Origin of the sequence: Hyphococcus sp., assembly GCF_965228385.1 — a bacterium.
Taxonomy (GTDB): Bacteria; Pseudomonadota; Alphaproteobacteria; order Caulobacterales; family Parvularculaceae; genus Hyphococcus.
This window is the reverse complement of the sequence record NZ_OZ245810.1, coordinates 3,471,742-3,491,737: the sequence shown is the minus strand read 5'-3', so window position 1 is coordinate 3,491,737 and position 19,996 is coordinate 3,471,742. Positions and strand designations below refer to the sequence as shown.

General features: G+C 53.2%; 18 protein-coding genes. 8 read left to right on the top strand and 10 right to left on the bottom strand.

What is annotated here, in order from left to right; translation table 11 throughout:
• Positions 1-41 precede the first annotated feature (41 nt).
• The 3 genes from ACQK2Q_RS16405 to ACQK2Q_RS16395 are packed head-to-tail and all read right to left on the bottom strand — an operon-like array spanning position 42 to position 2,111.
• Positions 42-539 carry a methylated-DNA--[protein]-cysteine S-methyltransferase gene (locus ACQK2Q_RS16405; protein ID WP_425410824.1) on the bottom strand — a complete coding sequence of 166 codons (498 nt, stop codon included), beginning with the start codon at positions 537-539 and terminating at the stop codon, positions 42-44.
• A 52-nt stretch (positions 540-591) separates the two neighbouring features.
• Complete coding sequence (locus ACQK2Q_RS16400; protein WP_425410823.1) at positions 592-1,053, bottom strand: hypothetical protein; 462 nt, start codon at positions 1,051-1,053, stop codon at positions 592-594.
• A 17-nt stretch (positions 1,054-1,070) separates the two neighbouring features.
• The gene (locus ACQK2Q_RS16395; protein ID WP_425410822.1) at positions 1,071-2,111 is read right to left on the bottom strand and encodes a glycosyltransferase family 2 protein; all 1,041 of its coding nucleotides are present in this window, start codon (positions 2,109-2,111) and stop codon (positions 1,071-1,073) included.
• Positions 2,112-2,242: 131 nt separating this feature from the next.
• Between ACQK2Q_RS16395 and ACQK2Q_RS16390 the strand changes: the two genes are divergently transcribed.
• Entirely contained in the window at positions 2,243-3,301 is a 1,059-nt protein-coding gene (locus tag ACQK2Q_RS16390) for a DUF354 domain-containing protein (RefSeq protein WP_425410821.1), read from the top strand.
• Positions 3,302-3,355: 54 nt separating this feature from the next.
• On the opposite strand, the gene ACQK2Q_RS16385 is transcribed toward ACQK2Q_RS16390, so the two are convergent.
• The 3 genes from ACQK2Q_RS16385 to ACQK2Q_RS16375 all read right to left on the bottom strand — a co-directional run bounded on the left by ACQK2Q_RS16385 (position 3,356) and on the right by ACQK2Q_RS16375 (position 5,414).
• On the bottom strand, positions 3,356-3,928 hold the full coding sequence (locus ACQK2Q_RS16385) for a class I SAM-dependent methyltransferase (protein ID WP_425410820.1): 573 nt from the start codon (positions 3,926-3,928) through the stop codon (positions 3,356-3,358).
• Positions 3,929-3,944: 16 nt separating this feature from the next.
• Complete coding sequence (locus tag ACQK2Q_RS16380) at positions 3,945-4,496, bottom strand: class I SAM-dependent methyltransferase (protein WP_425410819.1); 552 nt, start codon at positions 4,494-4,496, stop codon at positions 3,945-3,947.
• 243 nt (positions 4,497-4,739) lie between these two features.
• The gene (locus ACQK2Q_RS16375; RefSeq protein WP_425410818.1) at positions 4,740-5,414 is read right to left on the bottom strand and encodes a lysylphosphatidylglycerol synthase domain-containing protein; all 675 of its coding nucleotides are present in this window, start codon (positions 5,412-5,414) and stop codon (positions 4,740-4,742) included.
• Here ACQK2Q_RS16375 and ACQK2Q_RS16370 point away from each other — a divergent pair.
• The 3 genes from ACQK2Q_RS16370 to ACQK2Q_RS16360 all read left to right on the top strand — a co-directional run bounded on the left by ACQK2Q_RS16370 (position 5,413) and on the right by ACQK2Q_RS16360 (position 8,583).
• On the top strand, positions 5,413-5,694 hold the full coding sequence (locus ACQK2Q_RS16370) for a hypothetical protein (protein WP_425410817.1): 282 nt from the start codon (positions 5,413-5,415) through the stop codon (positions 5,692-5,694). The two genes, ACQK2Q_RS16375 and ACQK2Q_RS16370, sit on opposite strands and share 2 nt — an antisense overlap.
• A 130-nt stretch (positions 5,695-5,824) precedes the next feature.
• Positions 5,825-7,756 carry an ArnT family glycosyltransferase gene (locus ACQK2Q_RS16365; protein WP_425410816.1) on the top strand — a complete coding sequence of 644 codons (1,932 nt, stop codon included), beginning with the start codon at positions 5,825-5,827 and terminating at the stop codon, positions 7,754-7,756.
• 101 nt (positions 7,757-7,857) lie between these two features.
• Positions 7,858-8,583 (top strand): LuxR C-terminal-related transcriptional regulator, encoded by a 726-nt coding sequence (locus ACQK2Q_RS16360; protein ID WP_425410815.1) that lies wholly within the window; start codon positions 7,858-7,860, stop codon positions 8,581-8,583.
• A gap of 167 nt (positions 8,584-8,750) precedes the next feature.
• Here ACQK2Q_RS16360 and polA read toward each other — a convergent pair whose 3' ends face one another.
• Positions 8,751-11,516: a DNA polymerase I gene (gene polA, locus ACQK2Q_RS16355; protein WP_425410814.1), complete on the bottom strand. Its 2,766-nt coding sequence runs from the start codon at positions 11,514-11,516 to the stop codon at positions 8,751-8,753.
• A 47-nt stretch (positions 11,517-11,563) separates the two neighbouring features.
• Here polA and ACQK2Q_RS16350 point away from each other — a divergent pair, with 47 nt between their 5' ends.
• Positions 11,564-11,941: a VOC family protein gene (locus tag ACQK2Q_RS16350; protein ID WP_425410813.1), complete on the top strand. Its 378-nt coding sequence runs from the start codon at positions 11,564-11,566 to the stop codon at positions 11,939-11,941.
• Between the two features lie 450 nt (positions 11,942-12,391).
• On the opposite strand, the gene ACQK2Q_RS16345 is transcribed toward ACQK2Q_RS16350, so the two are convergent.
• Together ACQK2Q_RS16345 and ACQK2Q_RS16340 are read right to left on the bottom strand one after the other, a co-directional pair.
• Entirely contained in the window at positions 12,392-13,678 is a 1,287-nt protein-coding gene (locus ACQK2Q_RS16345) for a polyhydroxyalkanoate depolymerase (RefSeq protein ID WP_425410812.1), read from the bottom strand.
• Between the two features lie 189 nt (positions 13,679-13,867).
• Complete coding sequence (locus tag ACQK2Q_RS16340; RefSeq protein WP_425410811.1) at positions 13,868-14,458, bottom strand: SCO family protein; 591 nt, start codon at positions 14,456-14,458, stop codon at positions 13,868-13,870.
• Between the two features lie 86 nt (positions 14,459-14,544).
• Here ACQK2Q_RS16340 and ACQK2Q_RS16335 point away from each other — a divergent pair, with 86 nt between their 5' ends.
• The 3 genes from ACQK2Q_RS16335 (at position 14,545) to ACQK2Q_RS16325 (ending at position 19,449) form a co-directional block, all read left to right on the top strand.
• Positions 14,545-15,903 (top strand): ActS/PrrB/RegB family redox-sensitive histidine kinase, encoded by a 1,359-nt coding sequence (locus tag ACQK2Q_RS16335; protein ID WP_425410810.1) that lies wholly within the window; start codon positions 14,545-14,547, stop codon positions 15,901-15,903.
• 59 nt (positions 15,904-15,962) lie between these two features.
• A complete protein-coding gene (locus tag ACQK2Q_RS16330; protein WP_425410809.1) occupies positions 15,963-16,532 on the top strand; it encodes an ActR/PrrA/RegA family redox response regulator transcription factor in 570 nt (189 codons plus the stop codon).
• Positions 16,533-16,674: 142 nt separating this feature from the next.
• On the top strand, positions 16,675-19,449 hold the full coding sequence (locus ACQK2Q_RS16325; protein WP_425410808.1) for a M16 family metallopeptidase: 2,775 nt from the start codon (positions 16,675-16,677) through the stop codon (positions 19,447-19,449).
• Between the two features lie 34 nt (positions 19,450-19,483).
• Here ACQK2Q_RS16325 and ACQK2Q_RS16320 read toward each other — a convergent pair whose 3' ends face one another.
• Positions 19,484-19,837 (bottom strand): hypothetical protein, encoded by a 354-nt coding sequence (locus ACQK2Q_RS16320; RefSeq protein WP_425410807.1) that lies wholly within the window; start codon positions 19,835-19,837, stop codon positions 19,484-19,486.
• Between the last annotated feature and the right edge of the window lie 159 nt (positions 19,838-19,996).

The window sequence follows — 19,996 nt, the reverse complement described above, 5'->3', positions numbered from 1 at the left end:
TTTTTAATCAAACAGCTCCGGCTCGAGGGCGCCTTCGATTTTTAAAGCCGCCGTTTCAGCACCGCACCTCCAGGCGCGGAAAAGCCGGTCATAGCGCCATTTGCGCCGACGACGCGGTGGCACGGCACGACGATGGGAAACGGATTACGCCCGAGCGCCTGCCCCACGCGCCGCGCGTGACCCACGTCGCCTAACATACGCGCAAGATCGCCATAGGTTTTCAGCTCGCCCGGGCCGATTTGTTTCGTCAGTTCGATTACGGAAAGCCCGAACGGTTCGATACCGTCCGTATCAAGCGCCGCATAGGAAAGGTCGCGTTTGTCGCCCGCGAATAGCGCGTTGGTATCTTCGATCAGCCGAGTGATCTGTGAAGGCGGGATTTCGGTTTCAACTGCATCCCGAGCACGTTTTTTCAGATGAGCGACGGTCGCCGCCTCATTTGCATGAGCAAAGCTGACGGCGCGCAGCCCCGCCTCGCCCCAGCAAAGCCCGCATCTGCCCAGCGCCGTATCGAAAAGAAGATATGAATAGACTGCCATGACAACAATCTACCATGGATTCGGCGCGGTTCCCGCCCGAGAATTGCGAGTCTCAGTTCGACAAATCACCGCCCGCCCAGAGGCGGCGCATGTGTAACAGAACCGCGTTGTCGCGAAGAAAATGCGCCTCGCAGATCTGGCGATATCGTGGTTCCGGCGCCGGGCATGCTTCGCTCATATTCTCGTTTATAGCGGCGCGCATTTCCGCAGCACCGTCCGCTCCGGCGGACCCTTGAAGCTCCCGGTTTAATGTTTCACTCCAGAAGGCCGTCTCATGCGGTATACAAGCACTGTACTGCTTGAACCAGTTGTCAAAACATATTGTTTCATAAGCGTTGTAGCATTGAGCCCCTGCGGCGACATCATTGTCGGCTTCAAGAACGCATTCCTTCACGGCGCCAAGGTTCGGTGGCGTAAAGCTGAAACCATTTTGAGCCATGGCCGGCGAAAAGTTCAAAACGGCAGCGCCTGTAACCGCCAATCCGCTTAACAATCTTGTTGTATTCGTACTCATTAAACGCCTCACTTCACTTAACGCAACCCGCCGCCAAAAACCTGCGGCAGCGATTTCAGCTCTTCACGAATTTTATCTACGGGAAGCCGCCTTTTCTCAGGCACGGCTTGCGTCTCCATCGCGTATTCGATCTTCCGTACACGCTCAAGCGTAAGCTCAAGAAGTTGCCGGTTGTAAGCCACCAGGTCGGCGATCAGCGCAAACATGGCGGAAATGGCCCCGATGATAATCAGAACACCGCCGATGATTAGGGACTGGATCATGCCGCCCCCGTCGCCGGTCATATAATGAAACAGGAACCGGCCAACGGGCGCCGCGCCGGCGAGCATCAACGCGATACCGAGAATAGCGAAAATTTTAAGCGGCTCATACATGGCGTATGCACGCAACATTGTGCGGCTAGTCCGCACCAGAAATTGCGGAATCGACCGGAAAAGTCGCGAGGGTCGCTCAACCTTGTTCGTCCTAATCGGTACGGAAATGATCTGCAGCCGGCGACGCCCCGCCTGTATCAATGTTTCCGTCGTATAGGAAAAGCTCGACCGGACGGTCATGCCCAGCGCAGCCTCTCTTGAAAAGGCGCGAAAACCGCTTACCGCATCTGCGATTTGGGCGTTGGAAAGCCGGCTGACAAGGCGGCTCCCGGCTTTTTGCAGGAATTTCTTTGCGGGCGAAAAATGTTCGACCGATTGTGTTTGCCTGTCGCCAATCACGATGTCGGCCGCACCCGACAAGATTGGCCGAACGAGCGCCTCCACGTCCGCGCCATTATACTGATTATCGCCATCGGTGTTCACAATAATGTCGGCGCCGCGTCGCAGACTGGCGTCCAGCCCGCGTTGAAAGCTCTGCGCCAGGCCGCGGTTTACGCCATTGTGAACGATATGAACGGCGCCGGCGGCGCGCGCCGCCTCCGCAGTATCATCGTTTGAACCATCGTCGATAATCAGAATTTCAATCGCATCGACGCCGTCAATGCTTTTTGGCAGCGCGGCGATAGTCTCGGCAATGGTTTCCGATTCGTTAAAACAGGGAATCTGGATAATGAGTTTGGTCATGCGCCGTCTGAGAGATCGAAACGATAGATTAGGGTATTTTTACCGCCGCATCGCAAAGACTGAGTTAACAATCCGGCAATATGACCCCATTAACCATCTCAATTATCCAATGACCTCAGCGGGAGAGAAAAATGCGGATGCTGATCGATATATTGCACCCCGCCCATGTGCATTTTTTCCGCAACGCCATAGCGGAATGGCGACATCGCGGCCATGAAGTGCGAATACTCTCGCGGAAAAAAGACGTCGCAACGGAATTGCTCGACGCGTATGGGCTGCAACACAAGGTTATTTCCACCCAAAAACCAGGGAGGCTACAACTCGCTGGTGAGCTTGCGCATCGTATTCACGCCACGCAAAAAGTTATTCAACATTATCGGCCCGACATTATGCTCGGGCTTATGGGGCCATCCATAGCTGTTGCAGGAAAGCTAACGGGCGTTCCGACAGTCGTGTTTTATGACAACGAAACGACTCATAACCTGAACAAGATAGTGTCTAAACTCACTGACGCCTGGATCTCACCCAGAGGGTTTGAATACAATTACGGTGCAAAGCATATTCGTTATAACGGCTATCACGAACTCGCTTATTTGCACCCGAACCGTTTCACGCCGGACATCGGATGCTTACAGCAATACGGAATTAACGCCGATAAGCCTTATTCCATTTTGCGTTTCGTTGCTTGGGAATCCATACATGATACCGGCGAAAGCGGGTTTGATCTCGCCGGACGGCGAAAGGCGATCGAAAAACTCTCCCGCATCGGTGCCGTGTACATATCATCCGAAAAGCCGCTCCCCGCGGAGTTCGAATCCTATCGCTTAAACCTTCCTGTTGAAAACATACATCATGCGCTTTCCTTTGCTACGGTTGTTGCAGGCGAAAGTTCAACCATGGCCTCAGAAGCTGCGTGTCTAGGAACCCACGCTGTTTTTCTTTCAAAATCGGGACGCGGGGTTAATAAAGAACAGGAAGAACGCTATGGTCTCGTAAACAATTTCAACGAGGGCCGTCAAAAAGCAGCACTCGCGCACCTTGAGAACCTGGCGCAAAGAGGGCCGGAGGAGATAAAGCGTGAAGCTGGGGCGCGCCGCGATGTGATGCTTGCTGATGTTGTAGACGTCACGCAGTTCGTTGTGGATTACGTTCAGCAGTATGATTGCAGTTCAGAATTGGCGGCGGCGTGATCGTCGCTGCTATAACTGTTCGGTGAAGGCTGCTCGGCGAACATCGCTGCGATGTCATGCATCACTGGGTATCGCAATATAAATTACCTGATAACTCCAACCGGAAAATGTCGGCAGTACGCCAAATGGCCAAAGCCCGACAGGACGAACCTGTTGAATCCGGAAATCACATCTTTCCAGCAACCTTATCATCCACCTTGGCGGAAAATAGTAAGTGTGATCTTGCGTATAAAAAAACCTGCGCGTACCTATCCACTCACATATTAGCGTAGGAAAAGCCACCGGGTTTGGCGTCGAAATAATCAACCGTCCGCCGGGCGCTATCAGGCCATGCAAATTCCGGATTACTGTGTAAGGATCCTCAACATGTTCGATAAACTCGGCTGCAATTACAGTCTCGAATTTGCGGCCATACAGCAGGCCTGCAATGTCGCGGATATCGCCTGTGATTTGCTCCGCGTAATCGCATTGCGGAGAAGCTTGCAAATCAAAGCCAGTACATTTGGTTTCCTCTAGATACGGATTGGGAAACTGCGCGTGACCAATATCCAACACGCTGTCGCCACAGGCCTCGGCTGCGATTAGGCGGAGTCTTTTCATCTCATAGGATCGCGATACTGCGTTCATCGTTCAACTCCGCCCATCAAGCGCTTCGCTTTTGACATACCAAAAGACGGTCGCCACGCAGAAGCCCGTACCGGCTGACTTCCGGCTCGCTTGCTACCATTGGAGACACGTCAAAACCGGCGGCTTCAAACCGCTGAATAATATCCGCGCCGTAAAACCTGACATGATCGGTCTGGTCAAAATGGAGAAGTCTGTCACGGGGAGAAACAATATCTGCGTTCTCATAAGTTTGCGGCCACGCGTCTATGATAGGCGCCATCGCCAGCAGAATTCCGTCTTTGCCCAGCACACGGCAAAGTTCCGGCAATGCTTTTTTGTCATCTACGTGCTCCAGCACATGGGAGCATACAATTATATCAAACGCATCATCGGGCGCGTCAATGTTTTCAATATTGATCTGTCGGTCTATCGAACGATGCGCATCAATATCCGCAGCAATATATTGTGCGCAAACAGGCTCCATGAACTTACGAATTGTTCGTTCCGGCGCAAAGTGCAGTACGGACCGGCCTTCAATTATAGCGGTGTTTTTATCCGCCCAGATTTTTATCAAACGATGGCGATCCAATGATCCGCATTCCGGACAGCCGGCGTCCAGCCGGAGCGTAAGCCCGGATGGAAACCCAGCTGGATAGAACTTACCCCTATAACCGCAGATATTACATTCTCGCGGAAAGCGCGCGCCGCCACAGGCCAGAAACGCCAGGCAGACCCGGAAGGCTTCAGCATACCGCCTGAAACGCGAATTCAGTCTGTCGCGAATGGGGATGAAAATTCTTTTGCTAAGTTTCATATTGCTATCGAATACTCATTAATCTTTTACGTGCCGACGCTCTTCAGTTAACTGACGCTCTCCAATACCAGCGAGCGTCGCCACCAGCCCGTTCACTGCAAGGGAGCACATGCGCACAATCGCCACCGCCAGAAACGCTGCGCCCGAAGGAATATCGACAAGCATCGCAAGTGCAGCGGCGATGGCTTCACTCAAACCGATGCCCGCCGGTACAATAGAGAGAGAGCCGCCGAGAGACGATGCGACTACAAAAAGAGCGGCGTCAATTATTTTAACATCGACGCCAATGGCGTTGAAAGCTACATCGATATGCACAACGCCAAGTGCTATTATCGCGATTCGCGACACTAGCATCGCGACAGTAACTCCTATGCCGGAACGCCTGATCATCCACCCGGCTGACATAAGAGCGCCAGCAGCACCAGCCGTGAAAACGATATAACCGAGATTGCCTCCGGACATGATAAGCGGCACTCCCGCCAAAGCCGCCGCCATCGAAAGAGTAAGGACGGCGGTAAGGGATATAATCATAGCGCTTTCGCCCCACCCGGCCCCTGCGCGTACTAACGCCGCGCCGCGCACCATCGCCCCGCCGGGCAGAGGTAAAATTTCTGCAATCCGTCCAATCGCCGAAATTGTACAGGCTTTACGAAAGCCGACACGCTGGTCAATGGCGCGCGCCGTTAACTGCATGCTGACGCCAGCCGCCAACAAGCTCATGGGCGACAATACAGCCAACAGCAATAAAATCGGGCCGAAAGCTAATTCTTCCCAATTCAGACCAAGCGACCATGCGGAAATCCCCAGACCGGCAACAAAAATTATTGCTGCGCAAACTGTCAATAAAGTGCGCCAACGCGTTGCCGCAGCGCGTATCTCGGCCACCTGCTCTATCACCGTCGTCGTCATCATCGTTCGCAAGGGCGTCCGCTGCTGGTCACGCCAGCTCTTCTATCAGTTCAGGATTCTATGATCCTATAGCGTCTGCTTTCTAACTGCAGGCTCTATCAACAATCGCCTGGCTTGGTTAACAATAGATTGTTAACCGGCGGCGGCTATGTTCGAGTTGACTATTTCCCTTGATGTACAGCCGGGAGGAACTGTTGAGGCCGCCGGTAGTCTTCATCCTGATCTTTATTGGTTTGAGTTTGGGCGCATTCATCGCGCCTGCCGCACCATTTACGGTGGACGGCGGCATTTACTATGAAATGGCGCACGCCATGGCGTCGCGCGGCGAGCTATTTATCGCCAGTAATGGCGGCGTTGACGGCGCCCCGCCATTAACGAAATCACTTACAATCGTAAATGAGGGAAAAGTATATCCGCAATATCCAGGCGGTTACGCGTTGATTGCATATCCGTTTTACGTCGTATTCGGCATTCAAGGGCTGATGCTTATGAATGCACTCGGCTTTGCGGCCTGCATATGCTTGACCTATAGCATCGGCCGGCGATTATATGACCGGCAAATCGGGCAATGGGCGGCGATGATTTTTTCGATTGCGACATTCGCCCCAACCTACGCTTTCGGCATATGGCCGCATTCGTTATCGTTGGCTTTGCTGGTTGGCGGCATTTATTGCGCCGTCTCCGCTACGCAAGTGAAGGCGCGCCGAGATGAGTTCATGTTACTCGCATCCGCCGGATTGCTCATCGGCGCCGGCGTAAACATTCGTATAGACGTCGCCCTTGGAGCGCTTGTCATTTTCTTCTGGTTACGATTATTCGCCCGGCCGAAAGACCGTCTGGCGCCTGTTGCGCTCGTTGCCGGGTTGCTGCCGGGACTTTGGATGGCCGCATATATTAACGCGCTGAAATTTGGAACATTTACGCCGTTTTCATACGGACCATCGGCGGGTAATGACAGCCTTGAGCGGTATGCGCCAGTTATAGTCCTGGCGTTAAGTGCGATTGTCTTGGTGTGGATGGTCAACGCGCCATGGCTGGCGGCAAGAGCATGGCGTCAATACCGGTGGAGGGGTGCGGCGGCAATCATTATACTTGCCGGGTTTTTAATGTTGATCACGCCGTTTCGCGAAATGCTCTGGCGGTGCGTTACGGGCGTCTATGTTCTTGCCGTGAATCTTCAGGCCCACGACGCTTACGCTCAAGATGGAGTTGCACGCAATGAATATGGCCACCTTCTCTTCTGGGGTTATCCCAAAAAAGCGCTCATCCAAAGCATTCCATGGGCGCCTCTGATTATCATACCCATATTTATGGTCATACGTGGAAAGAATACGGCGAGCGCCTCGCTCTGTCTTTTCGCCATCGCTGCGCCCATCTGCTTTTACGCGCTGAACCACTGGCACGGCGGAGGCAGTTACAGCATGCGGTATTTCATGCCCGCCTTGCCGTTTTTCGCTATTCTCGGCGCGTACGGACTGCGAGAGCTAACCACGCGCGCAGGACCAAAAAGACAAACTGTTCTTCTGGCGCTCGCCGCTGCTGCAGTTGTCTGTTTGGGTTTTCAGATAATTGGTCAGTCTGATGATCGATACTATGCGCCAGCCATGCTCTACCCGCAATGGATAATCGCCGCCGCCGTCGCCGTTTCGGCGATCTTCACTCTGACAAGGCCATTCGGAGAAAAGCCCCGTATAGTTGCGTCAAGCGTTGCTCTTTTTGCTATAACCTATGGCGTCGCCGTCAATCTGTTTGAAGAGATCGGTCATGAAAAAACACGCTTTGAACAATTGGCGAGAGCGAATGCGATATCGGCTCCAATCGCGAGTCATTCCCTCGTCGTTACGGCGTCACCATTAAGTTTTATTCCAGCGGAACAAAGGGGCGCGAATGTAATTGTCATTACGAGTGCAAATATCACGGAGACTGCGCTGGCCATGCGCGCATTTGCCGACGCCGGACTATGCGTCTTCGTTCATAACTCTTACGCGCGCGACCTCATCGAACCGGTTTTGAATTGGGAAATTACGCCGCAGCCTGTCTTTGCGCCGTCTCGCCGCTTTAAAAGCGATCCAAGGCTTGCCTTTTACCTTCTCGCGAACACACGCGAAAAATGCTGGAAAACCTGATAAATTTTGGTCTGTGCTCTATTACGATTTTAGATTGCCGGGATGGCGGCTTCAGCCTAAGATAATGCCGTTGCGCCTGCTGACTGCGAAAGGGTAAGTGCATGACCGACAAGTTTTCGGTCGATTCATTTATTCAGCGCTCCGCCGATGTCCAAGACGTGAATAAGCTTGTTTCTCTGTATAAAGATTTGTTTTCCGCGCTGGGTTTTGAAACGATAACGTATTTACTGGTGCGCCGCTCTTTCCGGTCCATTCCGGTCAAAGAGGGCGTAAGATTGACCGGCGACGCCGATCTCGTCGAAGCGCTTTTTTCGCCCGATGAAAGCATCGATTTCGATCCGGAGATCGCCGCCATGTTGGAAAAGCTGGAGCCTTTCCACTGGTTCGAGCCTGAGAACAGCCGGAAAATCAGCAATGCACAGAAGCGTGTTTTTACAACCCTGCGTGATGACGGGTTTATCGACGGCATCGCCGTGCCGGTCATGACGCGCCCGGGTGAATTGGCGGTCTTTGCTCTATCGAAACGCAGCGCGCAATTTTCATTTTCAAAAGCGACTTTGCGGAAACTACAGATTGCTTGCCACGTCATGCATTTGCGGTTTGAGGAACTTTCGAGCGGCAATGGACATTCTGCACTTTCAGCGCGCGAAACCGAAGTGATGCGCCTCGTAGCGCGCGGCAAATCGAACAGGGAAATAGCCGAAACGCTCAGGCTTTCCTCTCACACAATCGATACGCTTTTGCGCCGGAGTTTTTCCAAACTTGGCGTGACGAACAGGATCGAAGCCTCGATAATGTTTACGTTCCGCGACAAACTGTCCGCATGAGGGTCTGTCACGCAGTTGCGTGACAGACATTGACGGTTGCAATCTCTAATTGCGTCTGCCCGAATTCGTTTCGGCTGCTCATTCTCTCTCCCCCTATGTTCAGTCGGACGAGGCCCGTCCCGCCGCATATACCGGCGGGACGGGTTTTTTATAAATGTGATGTGGCGCTAGTGCGCTTCTTCCCAATTTTTACCTGGGCGTGCATCGACGATCAACGGTACGGACAGAGTCACCGCAGGGATTGGCGCCCCGACCATAACCTTGGATACAATTTCGCAGGTTTTTTCTGCCTCTGTCTCCGGGGATTCAAAAATCAATTCGTCGTGAACCTGCATGAGCATTTTGGCGCCGAGCTTCGCATTTTTCAGCGCATCTGGCATGCGGATCATGGCGCGGCGGATAACATCAGCTGCGGCGCCCTGAATGGGCGCATTAATCGCCTGGCGTTCTGAGTAGCTGCGCATGGCTGGATTCTTGTCGTTAATACCGCCAACATAGGTGCGCCGGCCGAAAATTGTTTCAACGAAACCTTGAGCCTTCGCCGATGCGATGGTGTCGTCCATATACTGACGGATGCCAGGAAATTTGTTGAAGTAAGCATCAATATAGTCCTTTGCCTCGGTGCGCGAAATTCCAAGCTGGTTCGCCAACCCGAAAGCGGAGATGCCGTATATAATTCCGAAATTGATCGCCTTGGCCCGACGGCGCACCATGGGGTCCATATCCTTGACCGGCACATCGAACATTTCCGACGCGGTTAGAGCGTGGATATCCACTCCGTCTGCGAACGCCTGTTTCATGGATTTCAGGTCTGCGATATGAGCGACAAGCCGTAATTCGATTTGACTGTAATCGGCCGAAATAAGGACATTGCCCTTCTCATGAACAAATGCGGTTCTGATTTTACGGCCATCTTCTGATCGTATGGGGATATTCTGCAAGTTTGGATCATTCGAAGAAAGCCGCCCCGTCGTGGTCGCCGCCATATGGTAAGACGTATGAACGCGGCCTGTTTCAGCGTTGATTTCCGCCGGTAGCGCATCCGTATATGTGCTTTTCAGTTTTGAGAGCCCGCGCCATTGCAGTATGACTTGCGGCAGATCGTGTCCCTCGGCGGCAAGTTGCTCCAGCACGTCGGCCTTTGTGGACCATGCGCCTTTCGCGGTTTTTCTGCCGCCCGGCAAACCGAGCTTGCCGAAAAGTATGTCTGATATCTGCTTGGGCGAGCCGAGATTGAATTTTTCCCCTGCGAGCATGTGCGCTTCCGCTTCTGCGGCGGCCATGCGCTGCGCGAAATCTGACGAAAGCCGCGATAGGAGCGCTTTGTCCACTTTCACGCCTTCACGCTCCATATCGACGATGACCGGCGCGAGCGGGCGCTCCAGGGTTTCATAGACGGTCGCCTTGCCTTCCGCAGCAAGGCGCGGCTTTAAAACTTCGTAGAGCCGAAGCGTTATATCGGCGTCTTCGGCCGCGTATTTCGCAGCATCCTTGATTGCAATCTGGTCGAAGGTTTTCGCTTTCTTGCCAGCACCTGCGATGTCGGAAAATTTTATCGTTGAATAAGCCAGGTGGCGCTCAGCGAGTTCATCCATATTGTGATTGCCTTTGCCGCAGTCGAGTGCATAGGACATCAGCATTGTATCGTCGAAGGGTGTTATTTTCACGCCGTAACGCGACAGGACGAGTGCGTCATATTTCAGGTTTTGCCCGACTTTAAGCGCGCTGGGGTCTTCCAGAAGCGGTTTTAAAATCTTCAGGGCGTTTTCAAGCGGGATCTGTTTCGCCGCGTCTTCGTCATCAAGCGCCAATCCATCGCCGCCATGTCCGAGGGGTATATAACATGCGCGACCCGCTTCAATCGACAGAGAAACGCCGACCAGATTGGCGCGCATGGCGTTTAAACTGTCCGTTTCCGTATCAATGGCGACAAGCCCGCGCTGCGCCGCTTTCGCGACCCAACTTTGGAGTGTCTTCTCATCGAAAATTGTTTCGTAAACCGCATCTTTGGTCTGTGACGGAGCTGGCGACGTACTGCCGCCGCCGATATCCGCTTCGACGCGGCGGGTCAGCGTGCTAAATTCCATCTCCTTCAGAAATGAGAGAAGCTTGTCTTTGTCGATGGGGCGCATTTCGAAATCATCGATCTTGGAGGCGACCGGCATATCGCAAGTCAGCTTCACAAGCTTTTTGGAAATACGCGCTTGCTCCGAAAATTCGACCAGGTTTTCACGCCGTTTTTTTTGTTTTATTTCTTCGGCGCGCTCAAGTAGCGTTTCGAGATCGCCATACTCTTCTATTAACTGCGCGGCGGTTTTTACGCCGATGCCCGGCACGCCCGGCACATTATCCGTGGAATCACCGGCGAGCGCCTGGATATCAACGACATGCTCCGGGCCAAGGCCGAATTTTGCTATCACCTCATCGCGGCCGATTTTTTTGTTCTTCATTGTGTCGAACATGGTCACCTTGTCGCTGACAAGTTGCATCAGATCCTTGTCTGAAGAGATGATAACGGCCTCACCGCCCTCATCTTCGACCTGACAGGCGTAGGTTGCGATCAAATCATCCGCTTCGTAGCCTTCCTGTTCGATACAAGGCACGTTGAAAGCCCGTGTCGCATCGCGAACCATCGGAAACTGCGGACGCAAGTCCTCAGGGGGTTCAGGGCGGTTAGCTTTGTATTCCGGATAAATATCATTGCGAAATGTCTTCGCCGAGTAATCGAAAATCACTGCAAAATGCGTTGGGTCATGCTCGTCCTTCATATCCGTCAGAAGCTTGTAGAGCATGTTGCAAAACCCGGAGACGGCCCCGATAGGGGCGCCGTCGGATTTGCGGGTTAACGGGGGCAGCGCGTGATAGGCGCGAAAAATATAGGCGGAGCCGTCAACCAGATACAGGCGTTTTGGCGTTTTGGTTTTTACAGCCATATGTCGTAGCGTCCCTTTGAAGCACGGTCATGAATAGGAGAAGCCTTTTGAAAGTTCTAGGCATCAGATTTTGCAAGGTCGCCAAGGCCAATGACGCCAAAGCCATCGCGGACATGCTTGGGGAAAACGGTCTCGGCCTCAAGCCGACGGATATGGGTGAAAGCGAAACGTTTAACGGCGCGGTTTTTCCCGTTGATGAGCAGGCGCAAAAAGGCCTTGGCAGCTGGATAGAGCTCTGGCCGGCGGGCGAAAACATGCCGGAGATGACGATGCTGCAAATCGTTGTCGATGATGCTGACGCTTTCGCCGAACGCGCCAAGAGTAATGGCCTGGATGTGAAAGGTCCGGATGACGCCCATGGCGAACGGATTTACTATCTCGAAGGCGCTGGCGGGCTGCCGATTTCATTTCAATCGAAGGTTTAGAGATCATGCCGCTTTCGCGGCTGGATATCAAAGCCGGTGATCTCATCGTCCAGTGAGCAACGGAATTGGGAGAAAACTGCCGCGGAGTAAGCATGAATGATGAAAGGCCGCGTAGATCTTCACTCTCTTATTCGCATCTTCGCTGTACACCAGCGGCTGCGCTCTCTGGCGGCCATATAACATTCATTACATCCGGCAAGATACAGCCTTGAAAAACGCCATGGCGGCGCTGAAATTTTATCAGCGCATCTTACAACTATTCCGACAAATTTTAAAATTACGGGATGTGACGCAGACCTGATGACTAGAACGGCTGACGTTCTTGTAAACCAAACGCTGGGAGAAAATCGTGAATTGCGAGAAGGCGCTCGAATATTCTGACGAAATTTACAGTGCTACATTCTGCAAATCAGTCAGTTCCCCGCGAGGGTCAGATTTCTGAAATCGTTATCACTCAGCGGCCAGCCTTATAGCCGGGCGTTTGACAGCTTCTTTCTCAGCCATTCGAATAAAGTCGGCGACTTTTGGCTGTATTTCATTGCGCCAGCGTGACCCGTTAAATACGCCGTAATGACCGACATCAGGTTGAATATAATCAAGCTGCATTTTCGGCGGAATGTTTGTGCACAGATCGTGCGCCGCCTGTGTTTGTCCAATGCCGGAGATATCGTCATTTTCCCCTTCAACGGTCATCAAGGCAATATCCATGATCGCTTCAGGTCTTACCGTGCGCCCACGATGCTTGAAGGTTCCTTTTGCAAGAGAATGTTCCTGGAACACATCGCGTATCGTCTGGAGATAGAATTCTTCGGTCATGTCCAGGACCGAGAGATATTCATCATAGAAATTGCGGTGTTTATCGGCGCTGTCGCCGTCGCCTTGCACGAGATGCTGAAAATAATCGTAGTGGGCGTTCATATGCCGATCGGAATTCATCGCCAAAAACGAATACAGCTGCACAAAGCCCGGATAAACCCGCCGCATCGCGCCGGCGTAAGGCGCCGGCACTGTAAAGATCATGTTCTGTTCAAACCATTCATACGGGCGTTCTTCGGATAATTTGTTCGGAACGGTAGGCGAACGGCGCGCATCGATAGGGCTGCCCATGATCGTCATGGACAGGGGTCGACAAATATCGCCGTTATCCGCCATTACCGCGGCCGCGGACAATAAGGCCGGGCCTGGCTGACAGACCGCCATGGCGTGAACGCCAGGGCCGATCGTCCTCATAAAATCGATCAGATAGTCAATATAGTCATTCAGATCGAAGCGCCCGGCGCATAAGGGAACGTGCCGCGCATCCGTCCAGTCCGTGATGTAAACATCGTGCTCTGGCAGCATCGCCTCTACGGTGCCGCGCAATAAAGTGGCATAATGGCCCGAAAGCGGCGCGACAATCAGAACTGCCGGATCGGCTTGATTCGACCCTTTCGCTTTTTTCAACGCTTTTTCATCGCGTGCAAAATGGATAAGCGTACAAAAATCCTTGCGCTCTACCTGCTCAACGCGCACCGGAACGCTCACGCCGTTGACGAGGGTCGTATCCAGCCCCCATTCGGGCTTTGGATAACGGCGCATGACATTTTCAAAAACATCGAGCGCTGCTGCTGTAGAGCGCGCCATCCAGCTTCCCGAAGCGGGATTCATCGGAGAGCGCCAGAATTTTGCGCCGACCCCGGCGGCAATTCTAGCCGGGGCGACCGCCGCGTAAGCGAGCTCGTAAGCAGAATACAACATAAAAAAGCCGCCCCTACGCTACTGTACCGATATGCTGCATAGCACAAAAAGTACGTAAATTCTTAAAGAGGCGGGACTATGCGCCCTGTTGCGGGGGGAAATCAACAATTATGACGCTTTTGCAATGTTCAGGAAATGCGCTGCCGCGGTTAAGCCACTGTTTTTCTTTAAAAAATCCAGATCTTGTTTTCAGCCCTCAATATTGCGGCGCAATAATGCAGCGAGTTCTAATGGCGTTACACCGCCCAATGCTGCGAATTGCGGCTGGCCTGCGCGATCAGTTATAATGAAATAACGGGTGTGATCGACGGTATATTCAAGCGCGCTGTCGGGTAAGGGTTGTTTTTGCGCATAAACCTTAAATGCATCACGCGCCGCTTTTACGGCGGACACGTCGCCCGTGAGGGGATGTAGGCGTTCGTCAAAAGCGAAATAATCCCCAAGCGCCTCAGGCGTGTCCCGTTCAGGATCAACCGAAATGAATATGGGAGCGACTTCGCTCGATTGCTCCTGCAATTCATTTAGCGCTGCGCTCATGACGTTGATATCGCCCGGGCAAACATCAGGACAATTCGTAAAACCGAAATAGACAAGCATGACCTTGCCTTCAAAATCCTCGTCCCGGACGGCGCGTCCGTCTTTATCGATAAGGTCGAACTCGCCTGTAAACTGTTCTGACAGCGCAACGACGCCTTCAGTCGGGATTTGCGCAGCGGGATCCTCTCCGCTGCAACCTGAAGCAGCAATCACTGCGGCGAGACAAATATAGAAACGGCGCATAATCACGCCTCCCTGATTGTGATGGTGTGTAGCGCAAACATGGTAACGGCTTTCAAAGTTAATTAAAGTCAGGGTAAAAGCGCCGAATGCCGCACGCGCTCGCCGATAGTCAAGCCGCCTTGAACGCTCTTCGCGGGCCGGTGCGATTACGCACGCTGACAGCATTGCGGTGGCTGGCCGTCGCCGGCCAGTCGGTGGCAATCGTTGTCGTACATTTTGCGCTAGGCTTTCCTACGCCGCTCGGGCTCTGCCTTGGTGCGATTGCCGCAAGCGCATGGCTTAATCTCTTCGTGACGCTGCGGTATTCGCCGCAAAAATTTTTGAGCGATAGGGAAGCGGCAGGCTATATAGCGTTCGATATCGTGCAGCTATGCACGCTCCTGTTTTTTACTGGTGGGCTGCAAAACCCCTTCTCTGCACTGATTATCGCCCCCGTGACGATAGCCGCCAGCGTGTTGCCATTGCGGTTCACTGTCGGGCTAGCAGCGTTGGCCATCGCCGGCGTTTCAATTTTATCACTGCATCATATGCCGATCCCCTGGTATCCGGGAGAAGGCCTGGAACTCGCGCCGGTTTACAAAGCCGGTTATTGGGCGGCTCTTTCGTTCTCAATCGCTTTTTTTGCAGCTTATTCGCATCGTATCGCAGCGGAATCGGCGCAAGTGCGCTCCGCCCTTGCGGCGACACAACTTGTACTGGCGCGCGAGGAAAGGCTTGCAGCGCTAGGCGGACTCGCCGCCGCCGCCGCGCATGAACTCGGCACGCCGCTCGCCACGATTCAGTTAACAGCTAAAGAAATGCTTCGAGATATACAGCGCGACGGAGAGGCTTACAGCGAAGATCTCGCCGATGACGCGGCGCTATTGGTCAGTCAGGCTGAACGATGCCGGGATATTCTGTCCAGATTGTCCAGCCATGGCGACGCCGGCGACGCGATGCATGACAGGCTTCGTACTGACGATTTATTGCGCGAAGCAGCCGGACCATTTCTCGATCAACCGATCGGGCCGGAAATCCGGTTTGTCGCAAAAAGCCGAGACGATTCGAAAAAACCCGTTTTACGCCGCCGGCCGGAAATTGTTTTCGGACTGCGTAATTTCATCGAAAACGCAGTTGGGTACGCCGAAAGCATTGTGCTTGTATCGGCGGAATGGGATGCGCGGATACTAATGATCGTTGTTCAGGATGATGGTCCAGGGTTTTCCACAGATGTGCTTTCCCGGCTCGGCGAGCCTTATGTAAGCGCGCGTTCCGGCATAAATCCAGCCAATCCGAAATCCGGCTTAGGATTGGGGTTTTTCATATCGAAAACCCTCTTGGAGGCGACAGGTGCGCGCATTACCTTTGAAAACCGGCGCTGGGGCGAGCCCGGTCAAGCGTATTCTGGCGCCCGGGTTTGCGTCGAGTGGGATTTAAACGCCCCGAATGGGTCGCTAATTGCTTGAATTTGGCGCAAAAAGGCGCATCTTTAGAAAAACGTAAATTAACTGACATTGCATATCTCATGACCTCGCTTGAAGAAGCCCGCGACGAAGATCGCTCCCTCCCTGCGGATGCAACGCTGCTGATCGTTGATGATGACGAACCGTTTCGATTACGCCTAGGCCGGGCGCTGGAAAAACGGGGATTTCAACCGATTCTCGCCGCCGGCGTTTCCGACGCGGCGGCAATGATCAAAGAAATTGCGCCAGCGTTCGCGGTAGTTGATTTGCGTCTCGAAGACGGTGATGGACTACAGGTCGTTGAACATATCCGGCAAAAGCGCGACGACTGCCGTGTCGTCATGCTTACCGGCTACGGTAATATCGCCACTGCGGTTGCAGCTGTAAAAGCCGGCGCCATAGATTATCTTTCAAAACCGGCCGATGCAGACGATGTTGAAAAAGCATTGCTCGCCAAGCCTGGCGAGAGACCGGATCCGCCGGAAAACCCCATGTCCGCCGACCGGGTTCGCTGGGAACATATTCAACGCGTTTATGAGCTCTGTGACCATAATGTTTCCGAGACTGCGCGACGCCTCGGCATGCACAGGCGTACACTGCAGCGAATTCTCGCCAAACGCGCGCCGCGATAAAACTGGCGCGATCACAAATTCTTCGCCAAACCGGTCTCGCCTCGCGATCAATTGAGGCGGTGCGGCTTTACGCGCGGTGTCCGATAGTGGAAAAAACGCTGTTATTTCTTGTTTACGGTCCGACGCAAAGAAGGGGTTCTAAATGCATAAATTTTTCGCCGCCGCCGGCGCGGCCATGCTGGCGCTGACGCCACTCGCCGCGATGAGCGCCGATATCGAATTGCCATACGAACAATTCACGCTTGATAACGGGTTACGCGTAGTCGTGCATGAAGACCGCAAAGCGCCGCTCGTGGCGGTTTCGATCTGGTATCACGTCGGATCAAAAGACGAGCCGGAAGGCAAAACAGGGTTTGCACACCTTTTTGAGCACATCATGTTCAACGGATCCGAGAATTACGACAATGATTGGTTTGCGCCGCTTGAGGATATCGGCGCCACGGATCTTAACGGGACAACCTGGTTTGATCGTACGAATTATTTTCAGACTGTACCGACGACTGCGTTAGACCGCGTTCTCTGGATGGAATCGGACCGGATGGGACATCTTCTTGGGGTTCTCACCCAGGAAAAACTCGATGAACAGCGCGGCGTGGTTCAAAACGAAAAGCGCCAGGGCGACAACCAACCCTACGGCATGATGAATTATTCAATTCTTGAAGGACTGCTCCCCGCCGGGCATCCCTATCGCCATGACACCATTGGTTCCATGGAAGATTTGGAAGCCGCATCGCTGGAGACAGCAAAACAATGGTTCAAGGATTATTACGGCGCGGCCAACGCTGTGCTTGTTCTGGCTGGCGACATTGATGCGCAAACCGCGCGCGGTCTTGTAGAGCAATATTTCGGTGATATCCCCGCCGGGCCACCCGTGACGCAAACCAAAGCCAATGCGCCGCAACTCGACACTGACAAATATGAGGTTATGTATGATCGGGTGCCGCAACCTCGCATAGACCGCAACTGGGTGGCGCCGGGACGTACGACCCGTGATGATGTCCTCCTGAGTCTTGCGGCGCAGGTCCTAGGCGGCGGAAAAACCTCGCGGCTTTATCAGCGCCTTATCGACGATCTTCAAATCGCAACATCAGCCACAGCGCAAAACAGTTCACACGAATTAATGAGTTTTTATTCTGTTACGGTCGATGCAAAAGCCGACGAAGACATCGATGCTGTCGAACGCGAGATGGAAGCCGTTTTAGAAGAATTCCTCGATCGCGGCCCTACAGCGGCGGAGCTTGATCGCGCCAAGGCGGGCATCAAGGCGAATGTCATTCGGGGCCTTGAGCAGATTGGCGGCTTTGGCGGCAAAGCGGTTACACTTGCGCAAGGCGCTCTTTATGCAGACGATCCGGATTTCATCCTGACCCAGCTCGAGTGGCTGGAGGATGCAACCCCGCAAGATGTGCTGCAGGCCGCCCGCTATGTTATGACTGCGGGCCATTATCAGCTTACAGTGCTTCCATTCCCGGACTATACAACTGCGACTTCGTCTCTGGACCGGACAACAGGTCTGCCAGCCGTAAACTCTACCCCTGATCTTGTATTCCCAGACGTGCAGGAAACTACCTTGCGGAACGGCGTGAAGGTTGTGCTCGCTGAGCGGCATACGGTGCCGATTGTCGAAGTGGCTGTGCAGTTCGACGCCGGTTATGCGGCGGACAGCGTTGAAGGCGGCAAGCTTGGCGCATCTTCATTTACAGCTTCGATGCTTGATGAAGGCACCGAACGGCGATCGGCTACTGATATCGCCGCCGAACTCGAAGGGCTTGGCGCTACGCTCAACGCCGGCGCCAATCTTGATATGTCCACAGTTCAACTTTCGGCCCTGAAGGAAAATCTGCGGCCGTCTTTGGATATTCTGGCGGACGTGATTCGCAATCCGGAATTTTCCAACGAAGAAATCGAAAAGTTACGCAAACGATGGCTGGCGAATATTGAGCAGGAAAAAGCTCAGCCTGTTTCACTGGCCCTACGGTTGCTGCCGCCGGAAATTTACGGCGAGGGGCACGCCTACGCAGCGCCGCTTACCGGCTCCGGCACTGTGGATTCAATCAATTCCCTGACCCGCGAAGACCTGACGGGATTCCATCAAAAATGGATTCGTCCTGACAATGCGACGATATTCGTCGTTGGGGACACCACGCTGGATGAAATCAAACCGCTTCTGGAAAGCGCGTTTGGACGCTGGGCGGCTCCGCAAACACCTGCACCCGCCAAAAACATTACCACAGTTGACCGCCCGGAAAGCGGCAAGGTTATTCTTGTCGACAAGCCTGGGTCGCCACAGTCCCTCATTCTTGCAGCCCATGTGGCGCCGCCGTCTAACGCGCCGAACGCCATCGCCATCAATTCGATGAACGATATTATTGGCGGCCAATTCTCGGCGCGCGTGAACATGAACCTGCGCGAAGACAAGGGCTGGGCGTATGGGGCATATACATTTCTGCAGGGCGCGAAAGGACAGCGGCCCTATATGGTGTATGCTCCGGTTCAAACTGATAAAACACTCGAGTCGCTTCAGGAATTGTTGAAAGAACTCAACGCATACAAATCAACAGCGCCGGCCACTGCGTCTGAGCTTGAACGTACTGTCCTTAACAATGTGCGGTCTTTGCCGGGCACTTATGAGACATCCGGGGACGTGCTTGGCAGTCTCACTTCAAGCGCTCGTTACGAGCGGCCATGGAATTATCCGGAAACCGTGAAAGTGCAATATGAAGCGCTTACGCTGGACGATATCAATGCCGCAGCGGGTGAAGTTATTCATCCTGAAAGTCTTGTATGGGTGATCGTGGGCGATCGCGAAGAGATTGAAGAGGGCGTGCGTTCGCTGAATCTCGGTCCTATGGAAATTAAGAAGGTAAGCGATCTGTATTTGATCCGCACTATTGAACAAAAAAACGCCGCCCAGTAGGGCGGCGTTCAATATTCAATATTGAGACACGAATTCAGGCGCGGACCATGCGGATGACTTCGTCTTCCAATGCTACGGGCTCACCGTCTAGGATCAACACCGTATAGGGAACATATCCCCCGTAGTCGCCATTCGGCATACGCGATTTGACGCGCACATCCACAGCCCAGCAAGGCAGACCTTCATATCCGCTGATATCGGCGAAAACCTGATAGGGTTCGCTTGTAAACTGGAATCTCGCTGTTCGCGGATCGACCAGTCGTTCGCCAAAATAATCGACCACCAAAGTCTCGTAATTTGCAGGCGAAGCGCCAAAATCCTGCGCCACAAGGCCTGCATTCAACGCGAAAGCCGCGGCAATTGCTGCAAAAGCCTGTTTTATATTCATAATATACTCCTTTTTTGTTTTTATAATTGTGTCACTAAATCGTCATATAACTGTCATCAAACCTTTATGTCAACAACTATGCGCAAATTGTGCGCAATAATTTCAACCATGGCGCGTAATTTGACAGTCCTGGATGCCGCAAAACGTAAAAGCGTAAAA

What these genes read in the sequence shown, in the direction of transcription:
- ACQK2Q_RS16405 (WP_425410824.1), bottom strand. Translation starts at nt 539, where the DNA reads ATGGCAGTCTATTCATATCTTCTTTTCGATACGGCGCTGGGCAGATGC.
- ACQK2Q_RS16395 (WP_425410822.1), bottom strand. Translation starts at nt 2,111, where the DNA reads ATGACCAAACTCATTATCCAGATTCCCTGTTTTAACGAATCGGAAACC.
- ACQK2Q_RS16330 (WP_425410809.1), top strand. Translation starts at nt 15,963, where the DNA reads ATGACCTCGCTTGAAGAAGCCCGCGACGAAGATCGCTCCCTCCCTGCG.
- polA (WP_425410814.1), bottom strand. Translation starts at nt 11,516, where the DNA reads ATGGCTGTAAAAACCAAAACGCCAAAACGCCTGTATCTGGTTGACGGC.
- ACQK2Q_RS16325 (WP_425410808.1), top strand. Translation starts at nt 16,675, where the DNA reads ATGCATAAATTTTTCGCCGCCGCCGGCGCGGCCATGCTGGCGCTGACG.
- ACQK2Q_RS16360 (WP_425410815.1), top strand. Translation starts at nt 7,858, where the DNA reads ATGACCGACAAGTTTTCGGTCGATTCATTTATTCAGCGCTCCGCCGAT.
- ACQK2Q_RS16390 (WP_425410821.1), top strand. Translation starts at nt 2,243, where the DNA reads ATGCGGATGCTGATCGATATATTGCACCCCGCCCATGTGCATTTTTTC.
- ACQK2Q_RS16320 (WP_425410807.1), bottom strand. Translation starts at nt 19,837, where the DNA reads ATGAATATAAAACAGGCTTTTGCAGCAATTGCCGCGGCTTTCGCGTTG.
- ACQK2Q_RS16345 (WP_425410812.1), bottom strand. Translation starts at nt 13,678, where the DNA reads ATGTTGTATTCTGCTTACGAGCTCGCTTACGCGGCGGTCGCCCCGGCT.
- ACQK2Q_RS16335 (WP_425410810.1), top strand. Translation starts at nt 14,545, where the DNA reads ATGCCGCACGCGCTCGCCGATAGTCAAGCCGCCTTGAACGCTCTTCGC.
- ACQK2Q_RS16400 (WP_425410823.1), bottom strand. Translation starts at nt 1,053, where the DNA reads ATGAGTACGAATACAACAAGATTGTTAAGCGGATTGGCGGTTACAGGC.
- ACQK2Q_RS16340 (WP_425410811.1), bottom strand. Translation starts at nt 14,458, where the DNA reads ATGCGCCGTTTCTATATTTGTCTCGCCGCAGTGATTGCTGCTTCAGGT.
- ACQK2Q_RS16385 (WP_425410820.1), bottom strand. Translation starts at nt 3,928, where the DNA reads ATGAACGCAGTATCGCGATCCTATGAGATGAAAAGACTCCGCCTAATC.
- ACQK2Q_RS16370 (WP_425410817.1), top strand. Translation starts at nt 5,413, where the DNA reads ATGCTGACGCCAGCCGCCAACAAGCTCATGGGCGACAATACAGCCAAC.
- ACQK2Q_RS16375 (WP_425410818.1), bottom strand. Translation starts at nt 5,414, where the DNA reads ATGCAGTTAACGGCGCGCGCCATTGACCAGCGTGTCGGCTTTCGTAAA.